Below are 18,514 nucleotides of genomic sequence, written 5' to 3'. Positions count from 1 at the left end.
AGCTGAGTATCGCGGGTTTGTGTCCAGGTGGTTACACGGGACAGTACATCCACTTCACCCGACACCAGCGCAGTAAAGCGCTCTTTAGCATTCAGCGGGATATACTTAACTTTAGTCGCATCGCCCAGTACTGCGGCAGCAACGGCGCGACATACATCGACATCCAGACCTTTCCAGTTACCTTTATCATCTGGCACTGAAAAGCCCGGGACACCACTCGTTACACCGCACTGAAGTGCGCCACGTTCCTTCACCGTTTCCAAAGTGCCAGCCATCGCTGTACCGGTCATTGCAACCATCAGAACGGCAGTAGAAATCAGGGTTTTCTTCATTGGATACTTCCTCTTGTTTTTATAATGAAATAATTAATGAAACATTAAAGTAAAGCTGTGTTTAACAACCGTGCTATATGCTGAAGCTTAGTAAAGCGTATTTCGCTTCTTTATCTTTAAATTCTTAGCCGGTCTGAAATTGGGTCTGAAATTGGATCTGAGCTGCCTGGTCGGAGAGCTTCAGACTCTGGCAGGTGCTGATTCAGACGCGGGTTCAGACACAGGTTCAGTCACCGGTTCAGTTTGTGATTCTGAAAACAGAACTGCCCATATTTCGCAGAACACGCTTACCCGCATAACAGTAGGCTGGATTGAGGAGAAAAGATCGGTCTCCAGGCGGAGTTAGGTTGGAGCAGAGAGTCGAGATAGCGTCGTTTATGAAATTGACAAGTTCTTGCATGTGTCAGTGTCTCCGGAAAGCAGCGTGCTGGGCACGAGAGTTATAATTATTGTCTTGCTATATCTCCACCTCATTGAGGTGGATGCTTATGCCGCCAGGGCACTGCAGATAACGAGATGACTCAATCGGAACCGGCGGCTATGCCTGAACGAGAGTGCAGGGTGCTTTCTGTGTATCTGCTTAACTAAAACTGTAGTGTGAATTGCTGAAAAGGGTTGTATCCTGCCGTGCCTTGTTTGACTCCTTTCGTGCCAATTATTATCGATAACGTATTAAAAAAACGCTGACTTAACGTATTTTTCCGGTTTTCACGAGGATGCTGTGTGGCTCTTTTTTGCGGGCTTGATTTTGTCAGGCTTGAGTATCAGCGGATATCGGGGGAGGAGGCTCTGTCAACACAGAGCGTTTAATCGAGTCGCTTCTTAAAGCGGATAGAGGCGATGGCTAAGCCGCCCAGCGTGAATAGCGCCAGCCAGTACATATCTCCAGCCATATTGATGACCTCAACATCTTTTAATACCACGCCGCGAATCAGCCGCATGAAGTGGGTGGCCGGCAGTGTTTCGGCGATATACTGGGCTGCCTGTGGCATCCCCTCATAGGGAAACATAAAACCGGATAGCAGTATGGAGGGTAGCAGTACAAAGATTGTCATCTGCATCGATTGCAGCTGGTTTTTAGCGATGGTGGAGATAATCAGTCCCAGGGTCAGACTGGCGGTGATAAACAGCAGGGTAGCCAGGGCCAGTTGCATCAGGTTGCCGTTGATCGGCACATTAAACAGCAGTTTACCCAGCCCCAGAATGATGGCGACCTGAATTGCACCGATAAAAACATAGGGGACGATCTTGCCGATCATCAACTCAATAGGGCGCACTGGTGTGGTGATCAGCATCTCCATATTGCCTCGCTCCCGTTCCCGCACAATCGCCGCGGAGGTGAACATGATCATCGTCATCGTCAGGATAACCGCCGCCAGTCCGGGGACGATATTCACCACCGTCCGTTGTTCCGGGTTGTACAACAGCGTGACCTCAAAGGTAGGCGTTTTGCGGTTAGAGGGTTTATCCAACAGCTCAACCAGTGGCATGCCACGCAACCCTTTTATTGCGCCCGCCACGATGGTATCTGAGCCATCAACCAGCCACTGGGCAACCGGTCGGCTGGTTTCTGCGTCGGTGGCCGAAGGGGAGCCCATTCCAACGCTGGGATTACGCACCAGTCGCTGGCTGACATCCGATGGAATGATCAGTACGGCTCTGACTTCGGCGCTGGCAATCGCAGCTTCCGCTTCCGGCAAGTTGCTGTACTGCTGGGTAAAGCGAACCACCTGAGTGGCACCGATCGTCTGCACCAACACCCGGCTTAAAGCGCTCTGGCTGTAATCGACCACCCCGACCGGCAGGTGACGAACATTGGTGTTGATGGCATAACCAAACAGCAGCAGTTGAATCAGCGGAATCATCACGATCATGCCGAAGGTCATTTTGTCCCGTTTTAGCTGCAGCAGCTCTTTTGCGGCGATGGCGCGAATGCGGATGAAGGGATTCATACTCTCTCCCTGCCGGAGCCGGTGCAGGTGACAAACACATCCTCTAAACTGGGCCGCACCAGGGATAACTGGTCTTCAGCGTTGGTTGAAACGTGCGGTGATAAAAAGCCGATGGGGTCGGTGACGCTATCCTTCACCAGTACCCTGAGGCGCGCGCCCAGCTGAGCAGCGGAAATCACCTCCGGCAGCTCGGTGAGGGTTTGTTTAAGCTGGCGCAGTTCGTCTGAACTGATCTCTACAACGCTGGCCCCCATCTGTTGCATCAGTTCGTCCGGACTGCCATCCGCTCGTTTAATACCATTTTCAAGAATGGCCAGTTTATGACAGCGTTCTGCCTCATCCATATAGTGGGTGGAGACCAGAATGCTGGTGCCCTGGTCGCTCAGGTCAAACAGTTGTTCCCAGAACTCCCGGCGATTTTCAGGATCGACCGCAGAGGTGGGTTCATCAAGAAACAGTAGTTCCGGTTTGTGCAGGGTTGCGGCCGCCAGACTGAGCCGTTGCCGTTGCCCGCCACTCATACTGCCGGCTAACTGTTTTGACTTAGCTTGCAGGCCATAGATACTCAGCAACTCTGCGATTCGTTGTTTTTGTTGTCGGGCTGTCAGGCCGTAAATACTGGCGATAAATTTGAGATTTTCCAGCACGGTAAGATCATCATAGAGAGAAAATTTCTGCGTCATATAGCCGATACGCAGGCGCAGTTTTTCAGCGTCTTCCGGCAGGCTGAAACCCAGCACATGTACCTTTCCTGCGCTGGGTTTCAGCAGGCCGGTGAGCATGCGGATGGTGGTGGTTTTGCCGCAGCCGTTGGGGCCGAGAAAACCATAGATGCGGCCTTTCTCCACTTCCAGGTCGAGCTTTTGCACCGCCAGTGAATCGCCAAACCGGCGACTCAGTTGCTCCGCTTTGATGGCATATTCCGGTGTTGTGTGACTCATGGTAACTCAACCTGTGTCGGTACTCCGTTTGGCAATTCAGATTCACTGTCCGGAAGTTGCACCTCCGCGAGATACATCAAGCGCGCACGTTCATCCTGGTTCAGGGCGTAATAGGGGGTGAATGCCGGTTCTGTGGCAATCCAGCTGAGTCGTCCGGTGATCGGTTGTTCGATACCATCTACATGGACAATTAACGCGTCGCCGACATGAAGTTTTACCCGGTAGGGTTCCGGCACATAGACCCGTGCATGGGGGGCTTTACCCGCCAGCACAATCGCCAGCGGGCTGCCGAGGGTGACCCGTTCACCCAGATTCCAGGGCAGGTTGTCGAGAATGCCATCGCGGGTGGCGATGATGGTGAGATCTGAGAGTTGTTTCTTTTCAATGCTCAGGGCTGCGTTGGCTGCACTCAGTTGCGCCTCTGCTGAGCGCAGGTCCTCTTCGCGGGTGCCGTTGGTCAGCAATAGCAGCGCTTCCTGAGTATTGTTTAAACGTGCCTGAATAGCATCCCGGTCAGCCCGGGCTTTATCCAGAGTAGACTGGCTGACCAGCTTCTGCTTTTTCAGGTTGAGAATACGCTGATAATTTGCGTTGCTCTCCACCAGAGAGGCCCGGGCACCCGCTACATTAGCGGTCGCCGCGGCCACTTCCTCTTCCCGGGCACCGTTGCGTAGTTTTTCCAGATTCGCTTGTGCCACCGCGACCTCGGCGACCGCCTTATCAACTCTGGCCTGCTGTAGGGTGCTGTCCAGTCTGACCAGGGTCATGCCTTTGGTGACCTGCGCGCCTGGCGCAACGGGCAGTTCAGTCACCACCTCACTGGCGGTGGCGGTATGGGCAATCCGGTCTCTCTCCAGAGTTCCCAGCGCAAGATTCTCTGAGGAGCCGCTGCAGGCAGTCAGCAGGGGTAAAATCAGATAGATAAGGTAACGCATGATGTTGGCCTTTTTATGACTGACAAAGCACTGGGAAAAAGAAAGAGTATTCGTAACTCATTAATAATAGGACGATAAACCTAAACAGGTTGAACTGCCAGAGTTGTCTTTTTTCTGGAAAATGCTAGTCGCTTAGCCGCTTAGTCGCTTTGTCCGGTTGTCAGAGCATCCAAAGGGCTTGCCGTGCCTGCAAATTGTTGTCCGATAACATGAGTGTATATCTGAGTTGTTTTAACATCGCTGTGGCCAAGTAACTCCTGAACGGTGCGTATATCTCTGCCAGCTTCAAGCAGGTGAGTGGCAAAAGAGTGCCTGAAAGTATGACAGCTGACGCGCTTATGAATTATTTCCGCATTGGCTACAGCAATTCGTAATGCTTTGCGCGGTACTGAGTCATGAAGATGGTGTCGGCAAAGTATTCCGTTTAAAGGATGAGCTGATAACTGAGTGGATGGGAATAGATACATCCAACAGGGTTGCCTGAAAGCGTTTGGATACTTTTTATGCAACGCATTGGGCAGGGACGGGCCTACTCCTGAAGCGTTATCTTTTTGTTGCAGGTCACTGGCGATTTTAATCTGTTGTCGGATGTACGGAATGAGTGAATGGCTGAGAATCGTTGTACGGTCTTTATTACCCTTGCCATCACGGACGGTGATCGATAAGCGTTCAGGGTCTAAGTCTCCAATCCGCAGTCTGAGAGCCTCAGTTACACGTAAACCACTACCATAGAGAATAGAAAAAATAAGATAGTCCCGGCCGGTCAGTTTTTTAAGGATGGCCGCTACTTCCGCAGTCGATAGAACGACAGGAATCCTGCGTCCGCGTCGTGCATGACTGAACCCCAGGTCACCCAGTTCAACCTTGAGTATTTTGCCATATAAAAAGACCAATGCGTTGAGTGCAGATTTCTGAGTGTTGATTGCCACAAAGCGGTCATTAGCAAGATAGGATAAAAAATCCCGAACCTCGGTTGCGCCCATTTCAACAGGGTGTCGTAACTTATGAAAATGAATGAACTGCTTTATCCACTGAATATAAACTTTTTCAGTTCTCAGGCTGTAACCACGAAGTCGAAGCTCCTGGCGAATATGGTTAAGAAAAGGGCTACTTTTCATCTCACGTCCCTGTGGATAATTGATGGTTGTTTACTGTATATATAGACAGTTAATTTGAATAAGTCCAGACTGTTGGCACGCTTTGTCAGGTTGCTGTTGATAAGTTGGCACGGTTTGGCACTGGAATAACCTTTAGAAGTGGTGCATTATCAGTCAGATAGGAAATGTGGCAGGTGACAAAGCGTGCCATAAAAAAACAGCAAACCGTGCTTGCGTGTTTTCAGGGGATGAAAAACGACGTGCTTCAGAATTATCTTTTCAGTTCAAATAGATACAACTTCCCCCGACACAGTCTTGCGGTTTCAAAACGCGCACGCACACAATTAAAATGTTACATGTCTACCCAGCCCGTAGCATCAGTGTAAGACTAAAGAGAAGGAAATTAAGAAAATTGCAGTCAAACAACTTTCTACCATTGCAGAATCGCTGGCCTCAACTATATGAGCATGCCAATTTCGCTGAGAAATATGCACACACTGATCCTCACACTGCAATTATCAAACTACGTTGCTTTGCTGAACAGTTAGTAGGGATTCTCTATAGAGAACTAAATTTACCTTGCGAGCAAAGTGATGGGTTCTTCGAAAAACTAAAATCCAACATTTTCATCGAAGTGATTGATGAAAATATTTTGGAAAAGCTGCACGCAATCAGGATGTTAGGAAATAAAGCGGCACATGGCCGAAGCGTACATTCAGATGATGCGTTAGCACTACTGAGAGATGCATATTTGATCGGTCAGTGGATGTTCAAAACATATAGCGGCTCAATATATGAAAGTTACCCACCATATATAGAGCCCTGCCACCCTGATATAGGGCTAAACACTCTAAGCCAGAGTAACAAAGAGCTTGAAGAGCAATTAGCAAAAGTAAAAGAAGAGCTCTTGAAACTCGAAGAATCAGAACAAATGGCTCAAAACCAGGCACTCGAACTCAAAAAAGAACTAGATCAAGTTAAACTAACCGAATTCAAGGAAGCATCATCAAAAGCTGCATCAACATTCGACCTAGCACCCGAAAACACTCGAGACCTAATTAAACTACACGACGCTTTCTCTGAATACAATTTAACTGATGGACAAAGTTTATTGGTTGATAAGCTTGATTCGTTTCTCAACAATAAAGAAGAAAGCGTATTCTTATTAAAAGGTTACGCCGGAACAGGTAAGACATTTATAACTAAAGGCCTAACTGAGTACTTTAGGGCTATTGGAAGAAACTATGTCCTAGCCGCTCCTACTGGAAAGGCATCAAAAGTAATTGCTAAAAAAACACAATCCCCCGCTTACACTATTCACAAGACAATCTATTCGTTCAAAGATATTTCTGAGTATAAAGAACACAATCTTGATGGGTCTGAAACATTTAAGTTCTATGCTCAACTGGCTGTTAATGAAATGTCTGCTGATACTGTTTACATTGTTGACGAATCATCAATGATTGCGGATGTATACCATGAGGAAGAGTTCTTTAGATTCGGTACTGGCTACTTGCTCAGAGACTTTTTCAAGTTTGTAAATCTAGACCATAATGACCACAGTAAAAAAGTAATCTTTATTGGCGATGATGCCCAGCTTCCACCTGTCGGAATGAATTTCTCTCCTGCTCTTGACGAGAAGTATCTATCTAGAGAGCACAATATCAAAAGCACTCTTTTTGAATTGACTGAGGTTGTTCGTCAAAAGTCAGACAGCGGGGTCATGCTAAACTCTATAAACCTTCGTAAATCTCTAAAGAGCGGGGTTTTCAATCAATTATCAATAGATACAAGCTATCCAGATATCATCAACGTAAGCCATCAAGACTTGCTAGATCTATACCTTGAATCCTGCAATAGAAAAATTAACGCTGAATCTATAGTCCTTGCTCATTCAAATTCTGATGTTGCTGCCTATAACCGCAAAATAAGACAGCATTTTTTCCCAGATAATCTAGAGATTTCTAGGGGCGATAAAGTGATGGCCGTAAGCAACAGCAATGCTTATGGGTTCTTTATTTCAAATGGTGACTTCGGCCTAGTTAGAGAGATTTTAAGTCCAACAGGGCGCAGAAAAATAACCTTGCGTAGAAAGAACTTAGAAACGAATGAAGTAGAAGAAATTTCCGTTTCGTTAGCTTTTAAAGACGTCATTATAGGCTTTAAAGATTTAGACGGAACCTCACATTTTTTCAACGCAAAAATTCTAGAAGACTTACTTTACAGCGAACATCCAGGTCTTACTTCGGATGAGAGCAAAGCCTTGTATTTGGATTTTTGCATCCGTCATCCACATTTAAAGCGCGGAAGTTTGGAATTTAAAGAAACCCTGCGATCAGATTCATATTTCAATGCTTTGAGACTTAAGTTTGGCTATGCCATTACTTGCCATAAAGCACAGGGCAGTGAATGGAATCATGTGTTTGTAAAATGTAAAACACATCAGGGTCAGCTATCCGCTGATTACTTTCGCTGGCTCTATACGGCAATCACCAGAACATCGAAAAACCTATACCTTTTAGACCCGCCAAATCTAAAGCTTGGTGCTGGCATCAAAGCAGTTAACTCTCCAAACATTTTAAGCCCTAAGGTAAGCAGCCAGGATACTTCAAAGGCAAGCCATCAAGATGTAAGCGCCAGTGACAACCCCATTTTCACAGAAGAAGACAATAACTTCAGCATTCCGTCTCATGCACACTTTTCACTTGAGGTATTAGGACGAGTTCGAAGACTATTAAAGGGCTCCGACATAAAGATCCAAGATGTTAGCCAAAGTCAGTACCTAGAAATTTATTTTTTTGAAGTAAATGATGAGATAGCGCGAATAGATATCGGCTATAACGGTAAGGGAAAAATTACGAGAATTACCGCCCCCACACAATCAGACTTTGGCTTTAGATTACTGGACATCCTTTCTCCTATTAATGGAATACTCATTGTTCCAGAGACCTCAGGTTCTGACTCTGAATTCACGTTCAATGAAGAGTTTCTGAACGAGTTTCATTCAAGACTTACACCTCTTGTGAATGAGCGAGGAATCAAGATCAACAATGTTGAATCAATGGATTGGAAACAGCGCTACACTTTTACCCAATCTGGAGAGTGTGCTGTGATTGACATTTTTTATAACGGGAAAAATCAATTCACCAAGTACGCCCCCGTTAATAATTCCTGTACATCAGATACGTTATTTTCTGAAATTCAGACTGTTATAACGGAAGGGCTGAGCTCGTGATCACTAGCAGGGACGTTTTTTCTATTCGCAAGGAAGGCAAGCTTGATGAAGCCTACAAAATGGCGATTGAGCTGATTAACAACCCAGATAACGATGAATGGGATATAAAGGCTTTTGCATGGTGCGTAATCGATTTAATTAAAAGAGACGCACAATCTGGAAAAAGTGAAAATATTCATCACTACTCTGATCAACTTCGGAACTTGAATATTGATGCATCAGACAAAATACTAACGGATCAAAGAGAGTATGCACTCAGACTGTGCAACCCCAATAGCCAAGAAATTCTCAAAGCAAAATCTCTAAGCAAGCAAGGCGATCATCATGGAGCGTTAAATCTCTACAAACGTATATACAATAACGGAGATCAATCTATTGATGTTCAAACCGGCTTAGCATGGGAGCTATACCGTGTCGCAAAAGGCATGACAGAACAAACGCCGGTCAATTTCAATAGCGCGAAAAGGTTCATTAATGACTACCTCAAACTAAACACGGAAAAACCATCTCTGTTGCACACTTGCATTCTTCAACTAGCAGACAAAATAGCTAAAGAAGGAAAGTTAAATATGGGAGCTTTTGCTCGCATATGGGGTTTAGAAAATCTTCGCCCTGAGGACTATGACCCATATATTTCTGATGATGGAAATTCATATCCGTCTCTAGCAGAACGTGTTATTCAACACGCCAGTAAAGATTCCTACACGAGAGATTCTTACGAAGAACTAATCTATCTGCTTCCCTATATCAATGACTGCATTAATAGATATCCAGATAATATCTGGCTAAAACTGAGCAAGGCCAGAGCATTGATGGCAACAAAGCAAAGTAATGAAGCTTTTTCCTATGGTCTAGAAGTTGTCAAAAATAAGATCAACGACTACTGGGCATGGGAGCTTCTCGGAGATATTCATCAATCAAACTCTCTCGAACTGGCAATTTCTTGTTACTGCAAGGCATTACTTTGCTCAAAAGATATTAATTTTGTTGGCAAAGTTAAAATCAAGCTTGCGGAACTCCTTTCAAAAAACGGCCTAGCTTCAGAAGCCAAATTGGAAGTTGATCAACTTGTTAATTATCGATCAGAGAATAATCAAAAAATCCCTGAATCAGCAGAAATACTCATGCGCAGCACTTGGTATCAAGGCGCTATCAGCAGTAAATCGAATCATCAGCTCTACTTAGATAAAGCCCCCTATGCAGAGGAGCTTTTATACAGTGATTTACCTTGGATGAATGCAGTGCTAGGTGACACATTTTTTATCGAAGGCAAAAAAGATAAAGCTAAACGCAAACTTTACGTTCAATCAAGTTCACTACCTATGGAAGTTACAATTCCTGAATCAAAACTAACTTTTGAAGCAGGTAAACCAGGAGCCGCTTTAAAGATCAAAGGCGAGCCCGATAGAGAAAACCGATTCCAGGTGTATGCCATTGAAGAACGTGCCTCAAATGAAGACTGGGATATTTTTGAGCAGCAAATTGGAATTGTAGACCACGTCAATACAAGCAAAAAACTAATACACTTTATGATCAGTAGAACAATTGATGGCGTGATTCATTTTTCAGATCTGCCTGAAAGGTTCAAAGAAGGCGATGCGATTTCATTACGTTTAGCTAAGTACACAAGCAGGCAAGGAACCCGTTACAGGGTACTTACATCTTCCAGAACAACAAAACCCATTCCAAGCAGTATCTTGAAGCCTTTTAGCGACGATATTCGAGAAGAAAACGATATGGGATTCACCGATGATGGAATATTTATTCCACCGCCTTTGATAAGAGAAAATAGTATTAGTGATGGCGACTTTGTCATCGGTCAGGCGGTTCTAAATTACAATAAGAAAAGATCCGAATGGGGCTGGAAGGCAATCAGTATAGAAAGTGTAAGCGGTAATGACGAACAAAACATGTAACAAGTTGCTGCACACGGATAAATTACTCGCTGCGCTCCTAATTTACCGGTGAGCAAGGCGTTATATGGCACAAGGACGTTGAGGCTACTTTATGAATATCGCGCAATTATGGATTACCGGTAGCCAAACTGATGTCACTAGTGTGTGTTGCCGATTAGGACTCAATCCTGATTCGTCTTGGAGGCAGGGCGACAAAAGGAGAGATGGCAAAGTCGAAGAAAATGACGGTGTTGGTATTTGCGTTGCCGACGTAAGCACACCTAAAGAGCTTGTGGGTGAAATTAGGTCATTCATAAACCGTTGCGCTAACTCTGATATAGACTTCAAAAAGCTATCTTTGAAAGCAACTCTCTCCATAGGTTATACGGTCGGTGATCCAATTCAGTTTGCAGCATGTATCGACTTTACGGATCAGGATCTACAGTGCCTTGCTAGAGTGGGAGTTAGTCTTAGTCTGTGAGGAGATTGGGGTCAGGTCTTGCATTTTGCAGAGTTAAAGAAAGGAGATTGGGGTCAGGTCTTGCATTTTGCAGAGTTAAGAAAATTGGATTAACTCTTGTGCAAAATTCAAGACCTGATCCTGTGGTATCCTGTTAGGGCTGGTCGTAGTGTCCTCCAATGGCGAAAACGTAAATGGATTTGTCGTCGAACCGGTATATGAGCCTGTCTTTCTGTGAGATGCGCCGTGACCACAAGCCTGATAAGTTGTGTTTAAGCGGTTCAGGTTTGCCTATGCCAATTGATGGGTCGTCAGAGCGGAGCATTTCTTTCAGCAATTTGCAGAGAGCTTTGTGCAGCTTCTTGTCTTTCACTCGCATCTTTTCATAGGCTTCCCAAGTGCCGCCCTCAAATACCAGTGATCTCATTCATCTGCTCATCGTTAGGTGTGTATCCTTGGCCACGGCTGTGAGTATTAAGGGAGGTCGCAATTTGCTGCATCAGGTCTCTACTTTGAAGAACATGCAGGGTTTCTTGTTCCCTTTCCCAGTCTTCAGCACTCATAATCACGAAAGCCTCTCCAGCACGGCGTGTCACTTTGAGAGGTTCATGTCTATTAATTACCTGTTCTACAAGGGTTTTAAGGTTGTCTCTGAATTTGTTTACACTGATAATATCCATAACTCCACCATTACGTACGGAAACTCCGTACAACTATATCGCAATAGCCCTATCAAGGCCAGTCGCGGCGACGGTTACTGCATTGCGGCTGCGCCTCCATTTCGCAGCCGCGCGTGCTGAGCGGCGTTAAGCATTCGGAATAGTCATGGACGTTAAACTCGATACAATTATAATTTATGCGCGCAACATGGATAAAACCGCCGATTTTTATCGGGAGTATTTTGGCTTTATCACTATTGGTGAAGTACTCGAGGGTTTGATCGAGCTTACCTCAGAAGATCGCGGTCTCACTATACTGGTTCATCAGGCCGCTAAGAGTATCAAGCTTGGGCAGGCAGGCGTTAAGCTGGTATTTAGCGTTCAGGATATTGAAGCGTTTAAACGCAGATCTGCTGAGTTGGGTTTGGTATTCGGAGCCACTCATCAGGCAAATGGTTATTCTTTTTCTAATGCGAAAGATCCTGACAAAAATACAGTGTCAATTTCAAGTAGAGCGTATAGGAAAAATGCTTAACACGTTACGGCTGTACTTTGGCCCAGTTGATTAAACCACCCGCCAGCAGGGTATATCTTTCGCCTTCTTAGCCGTGGTCTATATAGGGATTGGCTCTGAGTCGTTCAGTCGCCAGGTCGATAAAGGCTCTGATCTTTGCGTTGGCTTGTCGCCCTTCGAGGTGAACAATACTGACCGGCAGAGGCTGGCTTTCGTAGTCTTGCAGGATGCGCGTCAGGGAGCCGTTTTTTAACTCCTCGCCAACCTGATAGGACATCAGTCGGGTGATTCCAAACCCTTGTTTGGCCGCTGTTATTGCTGCTCCATTCTGGGAGCAGTGCAGGCGTGGAGAGAGTTTTACCGATTCCCTGCCTGTGGAAGATTCAAATTGCCACGTCGTTGACGGTTCAACCGTTGAAGCTTGAATGATTTCATGATCCCTGAGCTCGGCAGGGTGCCTGGGGGTGCCATGTTTTTGCAAATAGCTGGGCGAAGCGCATACCAGCCGCTGAACGCTGCCGACGGGGGTGGCGTAGATGCTTGAATCCTTAAGATGGCCAATGCGGACAGCGACGTCGAGACCCTCATCGAGAATATTACTGACGCGATCGTAGAATAGCGCTCTGACGGTTACCGCTGGGTTCTGCTGCAGATATTCCGTCAGAATCGGTGCGATATGTATCTGACCAAACAGAACCGGGGCTGTAATCGATAACACCCCTTTGGGCTCGGTGTAGCTTCCTGATGCGGTAGCCACGGCCTGTTCAATATCTTCTAAAATACGTTTGGCGTCTTCGAAAAACCGGGCCCCCGAATCGGTGAGCCGGACATGACGGGTGGTTCTGTTGAACAGGCGCACGCCCAGGGCCTTCTCAAGCTGAGCGACCGATCGGGTTACAGCCGGGGCTGACAGGTCCAGTGTGCGGCTGGCGGCAACGAAGCTCTGACATTCCGCAACCTCGATAAACACCCGCATTGCTTCAAGTTTATCCATTCAATACCACAGAGATTCATTGTTAAATTATTTCATTAACTGTAATAGATAATTAAATTTCAGTCTAATTATCTTTATTTTTGTTAATTGTATGCTGGGCTCTCCAATCCGATAATATTTAGGAGCTAATCATGTCCCGTATACCTACTCCGGCAACTATTATGGCTGCACCGGAAGCCTCCCGAGAATCACTCGAAGCGGTCAACTCTCTTCTGGGCAGTGTGCCTAACCTGTTTCGCATTGTTGCCAACAGCCCGCAGACGCTGGAGGGCTACCTCGGTCTGAATGGTGCATTGAGTAATGGTTCGCTGGATGCCCGGACGCGTGAGCGTATCGCCCTTGCGGTTGCCGAGATCAATGGCTGCAACTACTGCCTCGCTGCACACCAGTATCTTGGTTCCAATCTGGCCGGACTGAGTGCAGCTGAAATTGAAGCCAATCGCCGTGGCACCTCCAGTGATGAAAAAGCCGCAGCAGCGGTGAGCTTCGCCGTCAGCATTGTGAACAACCGCGGCAAGGTGTCTGACCGTGACGTCGGGGCGGTTCGTGCTGCCGGTTATAGCGACGCAGAGATCGTGGAGATCGTGGGCCACGTTGCCCTGAATACCCTGACGAACTACGTGAATGAAGTGCTGGGTACCGAAATCGACTTTCCTGCTGTTGATGCCCTGGCGGCCTGAGTCAGTGTGTGGGTGGCGCTTGCGCCACCCTTTACCCTTAAAGAGGAGAATTTACTATGTCCAGACCCCCTTTACCGCCGTTTGATGAAGCCTCGGCCATCGAAAAGATCAGACTCGCCGAAGATGGCTGGAATGGCCGCGATCCCCAGAAAGTCGCTCTGGCCTATACCGAGAACTGTTTATGGCGAAATCGTGCTGAATTTGTAGCAGGGCGTGAAGCCATCGTACAGTTGCTGACACGCAAGTGGACCCGTGAGCTTGATTACCGGCTTATCAAAGAACTATGGGCATACACGGATAACCGAATTGCCGTTCGTTTTGCCTATGAGTTTCATGATGATTCCGGACAGTGGTTTCGTGCCTATGGCAATGAAAACTGGGAATTCGACGACAACGGCCTGATGAGTCGACGGATCGCCAGCATTAATGAGCATGCGATCAGTGCTGAGGAGCGGAAATTTCACTGGCCTCAGGGTCGTCGCCCTGATGATCACCCCGGCCTCAGCGATCTGGGCCTGTGAGTCGCGCAGTCGTTTTTTCGAGGAGCCCTGGAGAAAGAGGTATATAAAGTTGACCTATACCAGCGATATCGCCTTTACCGCAAGTGTAAAGGCTATTCAGACCCGAAAGGGTTCCAGAGATAGTTATGCGCGAATGGAGCAGAGCGGTGGATGGCAACGTGAAATCACGCCGGATCTGGCGGGCTTTATCGCGGCGCAGAGGAGTTTCTATCTGGCGACCGTTAATGCTGACGGTCAGCCTTACATCCAGCATCGTGGCGGTCCACCGGGTTTTCTGAAGGTGATCGACAGGCAAACCCTCGCTTTTGCAGACTACCGGGGAAACCAGCAGTTTATTACTCAGGGAAATTTAACCGATAATCCCAGAGCGTTTATCTTCTTAATGGACTATGCCAACAGTGTTCGAATCAAAATCTGGGGCCGTGCAAAAGTGATAGAGGATCAGACATCGCTGTTAGCTGAACTGATGCCCAGCCGGGATGCATACAGGGCACGACCGGAACAGGTAATAATGTTTACCGTTGATGCCTGGGATCGGAACTGTCCACAACATATCCCGCAACGGATGGACCTGGAAGCGGTTGAAGCACTGTTACAGCAACGTAATCAGCGGATCGCCGAGCTGGAGGAGCAACTGCGTCTTCTACAAGGAGAGACCCGATGAGTGATATATGGGTTTTAGATATCGAAGCCAGCGGCTTGAGTCCTGTTAGTTATCCGATTGAGATCGGTCTGGTGAACGCTGAACAGACCTATCAGACACTTATCCGACCTGAAGAGTCCTGGGGACACTGGAGTCTGAAAGCACATGAGCTGCACGGGCTTTCGCGTCAGTATCTCTTCGACAAAGGTCAGCGGGCCGAGGTGGTTGCACAGCAACTTAACCGGCTGCTGGCGGCTGAAACGGTGTATTCCGATCATGAAGACTGGGACAGTTTCTGGATAGGTCGCCTGTTTGAAGCGGTGGCTATTGAGCAAACATTTAATGTTGCGGATCTCAGTACATTGCTGGGTGGTCACCGGGCGGGTACTTTCGCTAGCTGTTTTGATGAATTGTCACAAGCGAGTGATTATCGTGCACATCGCGCTTTGAACGATGCCCGTCTTATTCATCAGGCCGCTATGTTTGCTCTGAATAGTGATGAATAACGCTCAATAATGCGCTAAAGGAAACAGGGGCCGATCCTGTCTTTTGCTGCATCAGCAGGAATACGATTTAGCTGAGATGCTGAAAGAGACAGGGGAACTGTCGGAATAAGTTACTCATCGGAAAGCCGGGTGGTGGGATGAGTTGCCAAATCAGGAAACTGACCCCTTATAGCTGAGAAGGACGCCCATATATTGGCGAGAAAGCTGGCGGGTACTGCGGTAGATGGGTTTTTATGTCAAAATCGTAGGCTTTTTCAGGGAACAAGAAGCGTGAACGATATGGAAGTGATAGAACTAGACCCTACCTCAAAAAGTGTCAGAGAGATCATTGACGATATTGATGGGTTAATGAACGCTCTCTACCCTCAGGAAAGTAACCAGCTTTTATCCATTGAAGCGCTGCAAGAAAAAGACGTATATTTTATCGGTGTGATAAAAAATCAGGATATTCTTGGCTGCGGTGCACTAGTCTATAAAAACAATGATGGTGTTTATGGCGAGTTAAAGCGGATTTATGTTAAGCCGGAGTATCGTGGCCAGGGCGTTTCAAACCTTATCATGCAAGAGCTGATTGCTCATGCTGCCAAAAATCAACTACCCATCATCCGTCTCGAAGCCGGTATCAGGCAGCCTGAAGCGCTAAGTTTATATAAAAAGCTTGGGTTTAAAGAGCGACAAGAGTATGGCAGTTATCAATATGATCCTTTGAGTATCTATATGGAACTCCCGCTATGCGAGACATCATATCGGTAAACGTAAAAGGGCCGTTGGTTATTTTGCTAAGTGCTATTTTACTTAGTACAGGCCCTTTCTTTAAAAATTTTATGACTCTCCGTTAATGTAAAGAGACAGCCTGTTCTGGTAAATTAGGTGTCAGACACTAATGCAAGCGAGCTGCGCAGCAGATGGGACTCTATGTACACTAACCGAGATATAATTGCGCGACTGCGCGAGAACATTCCATCGTTTGAATGTGTGCCCGGTTGCCATGATTGTTGTGGCCCGGTAACCACTTCATCGGAGGAGATGTCGCGGCTGCCGGTGAAAACTGAAGCTGAGCATCAGGAAAAGCTAGAGGATTTCAGTTGCGTCCATTTGGGGCCTGATGGGTGTACCGTGTATGCCGAGCGTCCGTTGATCTGCCGGTTGTTTGGCACCACGCCCACTATGCCCTGTCCTAACGGTAAGCGCCCGGAAGAGATGATCGACCCGGATATTGAGGCACAGATTCATCACTACATTGCTAACACCCGGCAGGTGCTGGTGTAAGTTATCACGATCGCCTTAAACCTTAGGCAGTGCGGTGTAGCGATACAATCGTATGCATAGCGCCCGCAGGGAAATGCGGTCGGAACCTCTTTAATGCCTGGCCATTTACCGTTGCACAGCCATTGGTAAAACCCAAAAGGTCGTGTCATCGGCAGAATAATCCTCCTATCTGACCAGGCCCGCGTCTGTCCGTTATCAGGTACAGCCCCGTCGTTTGTCCTATTAAGTCGGGATTCAAATGGGGACTCCAGTCGGAATACCAATCAGCACACCCATCTGTGTTGGCTAACGTACAGACTTGGTCCTACTCTCTCTGTAACGTTTCGCGCATTAATACCTTGAAAAATTCGGAGAAACTCACCTTGATCAACGCTTTTTGGTTTGTACTGATCGGAGCCCTGCTGATTTTAATGGGGTTGCGTACACCGATTCTTAAACGACTAAATCTGACACCGTCACTTGTTTATCTGTGCATTGGGGTAACTCTGGGCCCGACGGTTTTAGGCGTTTTTCATTTCAACCCGCTGGTGCAAGCCCATTTGCTTGAAGTGCTGGCTGAACTTGCGGTTTTGCTGTCGTTGTTTATCGCGGGTATGAAAATGCCGATGCCGTTCAGGTGGAAGGAGTGGCATATCCCTATGCGCCTCGCCTTTATCTCCATGACGATCAGCGTCGTGCTAACGGCGGCTTTTGGCTATTACGTACTGGCTTTGCCTTTGGGTGCAGCCATACTGCTGGGCGCCATTGTAGCCCCTACCGACCCGGTGCTGGCCACGGATGTTCAGGTTCGGCATATGGGCGATAAAGATCCGCTGCGGTTCACCCTGACCAGTGAAGCGGGTATGAATGACGGCAGTGCCTTTCCATTTGTTATGTTGGGGTTGGCTCTTCTCAGTGCTCCGGTCAGCTTCGAAATGGTCGGGACCTGGATTCTGAAAGATGTTGTGTGGTCGACGGCGTCCGCGCTGGTTGTCGGGCTTCTGATGGGGCGCTTGTTGGCCCGGATTATACGGAAACAGCATTTCTACAGTCGGGAAGGCCTGTTACTGGATGATTTCCTCGGTCTGGGTTTAATCGGCGTGGTCTATGGTGTCTGCCTTCTGCTTGATGCCTGGGGGTTTCTGGGCGTTTTTGTTGCTGCCATCTCTCTACGTCAATCGGAATTGAAACTGGCGAGTCTTAATGCGCCCATTGACGGTGCTGAGGGGATATCAGAACCTCCGGTTAAAGCCGCGAAACCGAAGCTTCGGCTAAGTGCTCAGGTGTCGGAGGGCGCTCTACTGTTTAAAGAACCCCTGGAGCGATTGTCCGAGTTGATGCTCGTTCTGCTGCTGGGTGGAATGCTGTTTATCAATTCCTGGAGTTTCACCGCCGTAGGTTTTGCGTTATTCCTCTTTATAGTGGTTCGCCCTGTTAGTGTTTTCCTTGGCTTGCTGGGGTCTGGCGCACCATTTCGACTGCAGATGCTGATTGGCTGGTTTGGTGTGCGCGGGATTGGATCAATCTATTACCTGATGTTCTCAATCGTCTTTGGCCTGCCAGAAGCGCTGGCCCTGGAATTCATCCAGATCACGTTGGTTGTTATTGTTCTCTCGATTATTCTCCATGGGCTGACCATCAAGCCGATGATGTCCAGATGGTGGTGACGCGGAACCACCACGGTTTGGCCAAACCATCATAGCGATGGCCTTTTGCTGCATGTTTGGTGTGGTTAGGAGCGGGCGGCCAGGGAGTCGTACATCCATCCTGAGGTTGAACATTCACATTACCCATCAACCTGAAAAAATCACTTAGAAAGGATCCCGTTTGGCGTTGATCAATCCCCCCGAATTTGAGGTGTAGAATGCTCGAAGTGAGCAGGTAATAGCGGTATTACAACAG

At 47.4% G+C, this 18,514-nt stretch carries 19 protein-coding genes; 11 read left to right on the top strand and 8 right to left on the bottom strand.

Going from position 1 to position 18,514, the window contains the following annotated elements; all coding sequences use genetic code 11:
- From Q0499_RS15635 to Q0499_RS15615, 5 genes are all read right to left on the bottom strand, one after another.
- Positions 1-332: transporter substrate-binding domain-containing protein (locus Q0499_RS15635; protein ID WP_299200935.1), on the bottom strand; the 332-nt coding region annotated here is incomplete at its 3' end.
- A gap of 806 nt (positions 333-1,138) precedes the next feature.
- Positions 1,139-2,284 (bottom strand): ABC transporter permease, encoded by a 1,146-nt coding sequence (locus Q0499_RS15630; RefSeq protein ID WP_299200932.1) that lies wholly within the window; start codon positions 2,282-2,284, stop codon positions 1,139-1,141.
- Positions 2,281-3,225: an ABC transporter ATP-binding protein gene (locus tag Q0499_RS15625; protein WP_299200929.1), complete on the bottom strand. Its 945-nt coding sequence runs from the start codon at positions 3,223-3,225 to the stop codon at positions 2,281-2,283. The genes Q0499_RS15630 and Q0499_RS15625 overlap by 4 nt, the downstream gene beginning before the upstream one ends.
- Positions 3,222-4,160, bottom strand: a complete 939-nt coding sequence (locus tag Q0499_RS15620) for an HlyD family efflux transporter periplasmic adaptor subunit (RefSeq protein WP_299200926.1) — start codon at positions 4,158-4,160, stop codon at positions 3,222-3,224. The genes Q0499_RS15625 and Q0499_RS15620 overlap by 4 nt, the downstream gene beginning before the upstream one ends.
- Positions 4,161-4,300: 140 nt before the next feature.
- Positions 4,301-5,278 carry an integron integrase gene (locus tag Q0499_RS15615; RefSeq protein ID WP_299200923.1) on the bottom strand — a complete coding sequence of 326 codons (978 nt, stop codon included), beginning with the start codon at positions 5,276-5,278 and terminating at the stop codon, positions 4,301-4,303.
- A gap of 391 nt (positions 5,279-5,669) precedes the next feature.
- Between Q0499_RS15615 and Q0499_RS15610 the strand changes: the two genes are divergently transcribed.
- From Q0499_RS15610 to Q0499_RS15600, 3 genes are all read left to right on the top strand, one after another.
- On the top strand, positions 5,670-8,492 hold the full coding sequence (locus Q0499_RS15610) for an AAA family ATPase (protein ID WP_299200920.1): 2,823 nt from the start codon (positions 5,670-5,672) through the stop codon (positions 8,490-8,492).
- Positions 8,489-10,408 carry a hypothetical protein gene (locus tag Q0499_RS15605; RefSeq protein WP_299200917.1) on the top strand — a complete coding sequence of 640 codons (1,920 nt, stop codon included), beginning with the start codon at positions 8,489-8,491 and terminating at the stop codon, positions 10,406-10,408. The genes Q0499_RS15610 and Q0499_RS15605 overlap by 4 nt, the downstream gene beginning before the upstream one ends.
- Before the next feature lie 91 nt (positions 10,409-10,499).
- Positions 10,500-10,868, top strand: a complete 369-nt coding sequence (locus Q0499_RS15600) for a hypothetical protein (protein WP_299200914.1) — start codon at positions 10,500-10,502, stop codon at positions 10,866-10,868.
- 133 nt (positions 10,869-11,001) lie between these two features.
- On the opposite strand, the gene Q0499_RS15595 is transcribed toward Q0499_RS15600, so the two are convergent.
- Complete coding sequence (locus tag Q0499_RS15595) at positions 11,002-11,274, bottom strand: Txe/YoeB family addiction module toxin (RefSeq protein WP_299200911.1); 273 nt, start codon at positions 11,272-11,274, stop codon at positions 11,002-11,004.
- Positions 11,255-11,527: a type II toxin-antitoxin system Phd/YefM family antitoxin gene (locus Q0499_RS15590; protein WP_299200908.1), complete on the bottom strand. Its 273-nt coding sequence runs from the start codon at positions 11,525-11,527 to the stop codon at positions 11,255-11,257. The genes Q0499_RS15595 and Q0499_RS15590 overlap by 20 nt, the downstream gene beginning before the upstream one ends.
- A gap of 145 nt (positions 11,528-11,672) precedes the next feature.
- Here Q0499_RS15590 and Q0499_RS15585 point away from each other — a divergent pair, with 145 nt between their 5' ends.
- Positions 11,673-12,041, top strand: coding sequence for a VOC family protein (locus Q0499_RS15585; protein ID WP_299200902.1), 369 nt, complete (start codon positions 11,673-11,675; stop codon positions 12,039-12,041).
- 67 nt (positions 12,042-12,108) lie between these two features.
- Here Q0499_RS15585 and Q0499_RS15580 read toward each other — a convergent pair whose 3' ends face one another.
- Positions 12,109-13,014 carry a LysR family transcriptional regulator gene (locus tag Q0499_RS15580; RefSeq protein WP_299200899.1) on the bottom strand — a complete coding sequence of 302 codons (906 nt, stop codon included), beginning with the start codon at positions 13,012-13,014 and terminating at the stop codon, positions 12,109-12,111.
- A gap of 131 nt (positions 13,015-13,145) precedes the next feature.
- Between Q0499_RS15580 and Q0499_RS15575 the strand changes: the two genes are divergently transcribed.
- From Q0499_RS15575 to Q0499_RS15545, 7 genes are all read left to right on the top strand, one after another.
- Positions 13,146-13,694: a peroxidase-related enzyme gene (locus tag Q0499_RS15575; protein ID WP_299200896.1), complete on the top strand. Its 549-nt coding sequence runs from the start codon at positions 13,146-13,148 to the stop codon at positions 13,692-13,694.
- A gap of 56 nt (positions 13,695-13,750) precedes the next feature.
- Positions 13,751-14,215 (top strand): nuclear transport factor 2 family protein, encoded by a 465-nt coding sequence (locus Q0499_RS15570; protein ID WP_299200893.1) that lies wholly within the window; start codon positions 13,751-13,753, stop codon positions 14,213-14,215.
- A gap of 49 nt (positions 14,216-14,264) precedes the next feature.
- Entirely contained in the window at positions 14,265-14,879 is a 615-nt protein-coding gene (locus Q0499_RS15565) for a pyridoxamine 5'-phosphate oxidase family protein (RefSeq protein ID WP_299200890.1), read from the top strand.
- Positions 14,876-15,364, top strand: a complete 489-nt coding sequence (locus tag Q0499_RS15560) for an exonuclease domain-containing protein (protein WP_299200887.1) — start codon at positions 14,876-14,878, stop codon at positions 15,362-15,364. Before Q0499_RS15565 ends, Q0499_RS15560 begins: the two co-directional genes overlap by 4 nt.
- 279 nt (positions 15,365-15,643) lie before the next feature.
- Positions 15,644-16,117: a GNAT family N-acetyltransferase gene (locus Q0499_RS15555; protein WP_299200950.1), complete on the top strand. Its 474-nt coding sequence runs from the start codon at positions 15,644-15,646 to the stop codon at positions 16,115-16,117.
- Between the two features lie 162 nt (positions 16,118-16,279).
- A complete protein-coding gene (locus Q0499_RS15550) occupies positions 16,280-16,633 on the top strand; it encodes a YkgJ family cysteine cluster protein (protein ID WP_299200884.1) in 354 nt (117 codons plus the stop codon).
- Positions 16,634-16,995: 362 nt separating this feature from the next.
- Complete coding sequence (locus tag Q0499_RS15545; RefSeq protein WP_299200880.1) at positions 16,996-18,279, top strand: cation:proton antiporter; 1,284 nt, start codon at positions 16,996-16,998, stop codon at positions 18,277-18,279.
- Positions 18,280-18,514: the final 235 nt, after the last annotated feature.

This window comes from uncultured Amphritea sp., assembly GCF_937127095.1.
Classification (GTDB): domain Bacteria; phylum Pseudomonadota; class Gammaproteobacteria; order Pseudomonadales; family Balneatricaceae; genus Amphritea.
The sequence above is the reverse complement of the archived record's forward strand: the minus strand, read 5'-3'. Positions and strand labels throughout refer to the sequence as shown.

What these genes read in the sequence shown, in the direction of transcription:
- Q0499_RS15615 (WP_299200923.1), bottom strand. Translation starts at nt 5,278, where the DNA reads ATGAAAAGTAGCCCTTTTCTTAACCATATTCGCCAGGAGCTTCGACTT.
- Q0499_RS15555 (WP_299200950.1), top strand. Translation starts at nt 15,644, where the DNA reads ATGGAAGTGATAGAACTAGACCCTACCTCAAAAAGTGTCAGAGAGATC.
- Q0499_RS15600 (WP_299200914.1), top strand. Translation starts at nt 10,500, where the DNA reads ATGAATATCGCGCAATTATGGATTACCGGTAGCCAAACTGATGTCACT.
- Q0499_RS15620 (WP_299200926.1), bottom strand. Translation starts at nt 4,160, where the DNA reads ATGCGTTACCTTATCTATCTGATTTTACCCCTGCTGACTGCCTGCAGC.
- Q0499_RS15575 (WP_299200896.1), top strand. Translation starts at nt 13,146, where the DNA reads ATGTCCCGTATACCTACTCCGGCAACTATTATGGCTGCACCGGAAGCC.
- Q0499_RS15630 (WP_299200932.1), bottom strand. Translation starts at nt 2,284, where the DNA reads ATGAATCCCTTCATCCGCATTCGCGCCATCGCCGCAAAAGAGCTGCTG.
- Q0499_RS15585 (WP_299200902.1), top strand. Translation starts at nt 11,673, where the DNA reads ATGGACGTTAAACTCGATACAATTATAATTTATGCGCGCAACATGGAT.
- Q0499_RS15570 (WP_299200893.1), top strand. Translation starts at nt 13,751, where the DNA reads ATGTCCAGACCCCCTTTACCGCCGTTTGATGAAGCCTCGGCCATCGAA.
- Q0499_RS15580 (WP_299200899.1), bottom strand. Translation starts at nt 13,014, where the DNA reads ATGGATAAACTTGAAGCAATGCGGGTGTTTATCGAGGTTGCGGAATGT.
- Q0499_RS15595 (WP_299200911.1), bottom strand. Translation starts at nt 11,274, where the DNA reads ATGAGATCACTGGTATTTGAGGGCGGCACTTGGGAAGCCTATGAAAAG.
- Q0499_RS15560 (WP_299200887.1), top strand. Translation starts at nt 14,876, where the DNA reads ATGAGTGATATATGGGTTTTAGATATCGAAGCCAGCGGCTTGAGTCCT.
- Q0499_RS15625 (WP_299200929.1), bottom strand. Translation starts at nt 3,225, where the DNA reads ATGAGTCACACAACACCGGAATATGCCATCAAAGCGGAGCAACTGAGT.
- Q0499_RS15590 (WP_299200908.1), bottom strand. Translation starts at nt 11,527, where the DNA reads ATGGATATTATCAGTGTAAACAAATTCAGAGACAACCTTAAAACCCTT.
- Q0499_RS15550 (WP_299200884.1), top strand. Translation starts at nt 16,280, where the DNA reads ATGTACACTAACCGAGATATAATTGCGCGACTGCGCGAGAACATTCCA.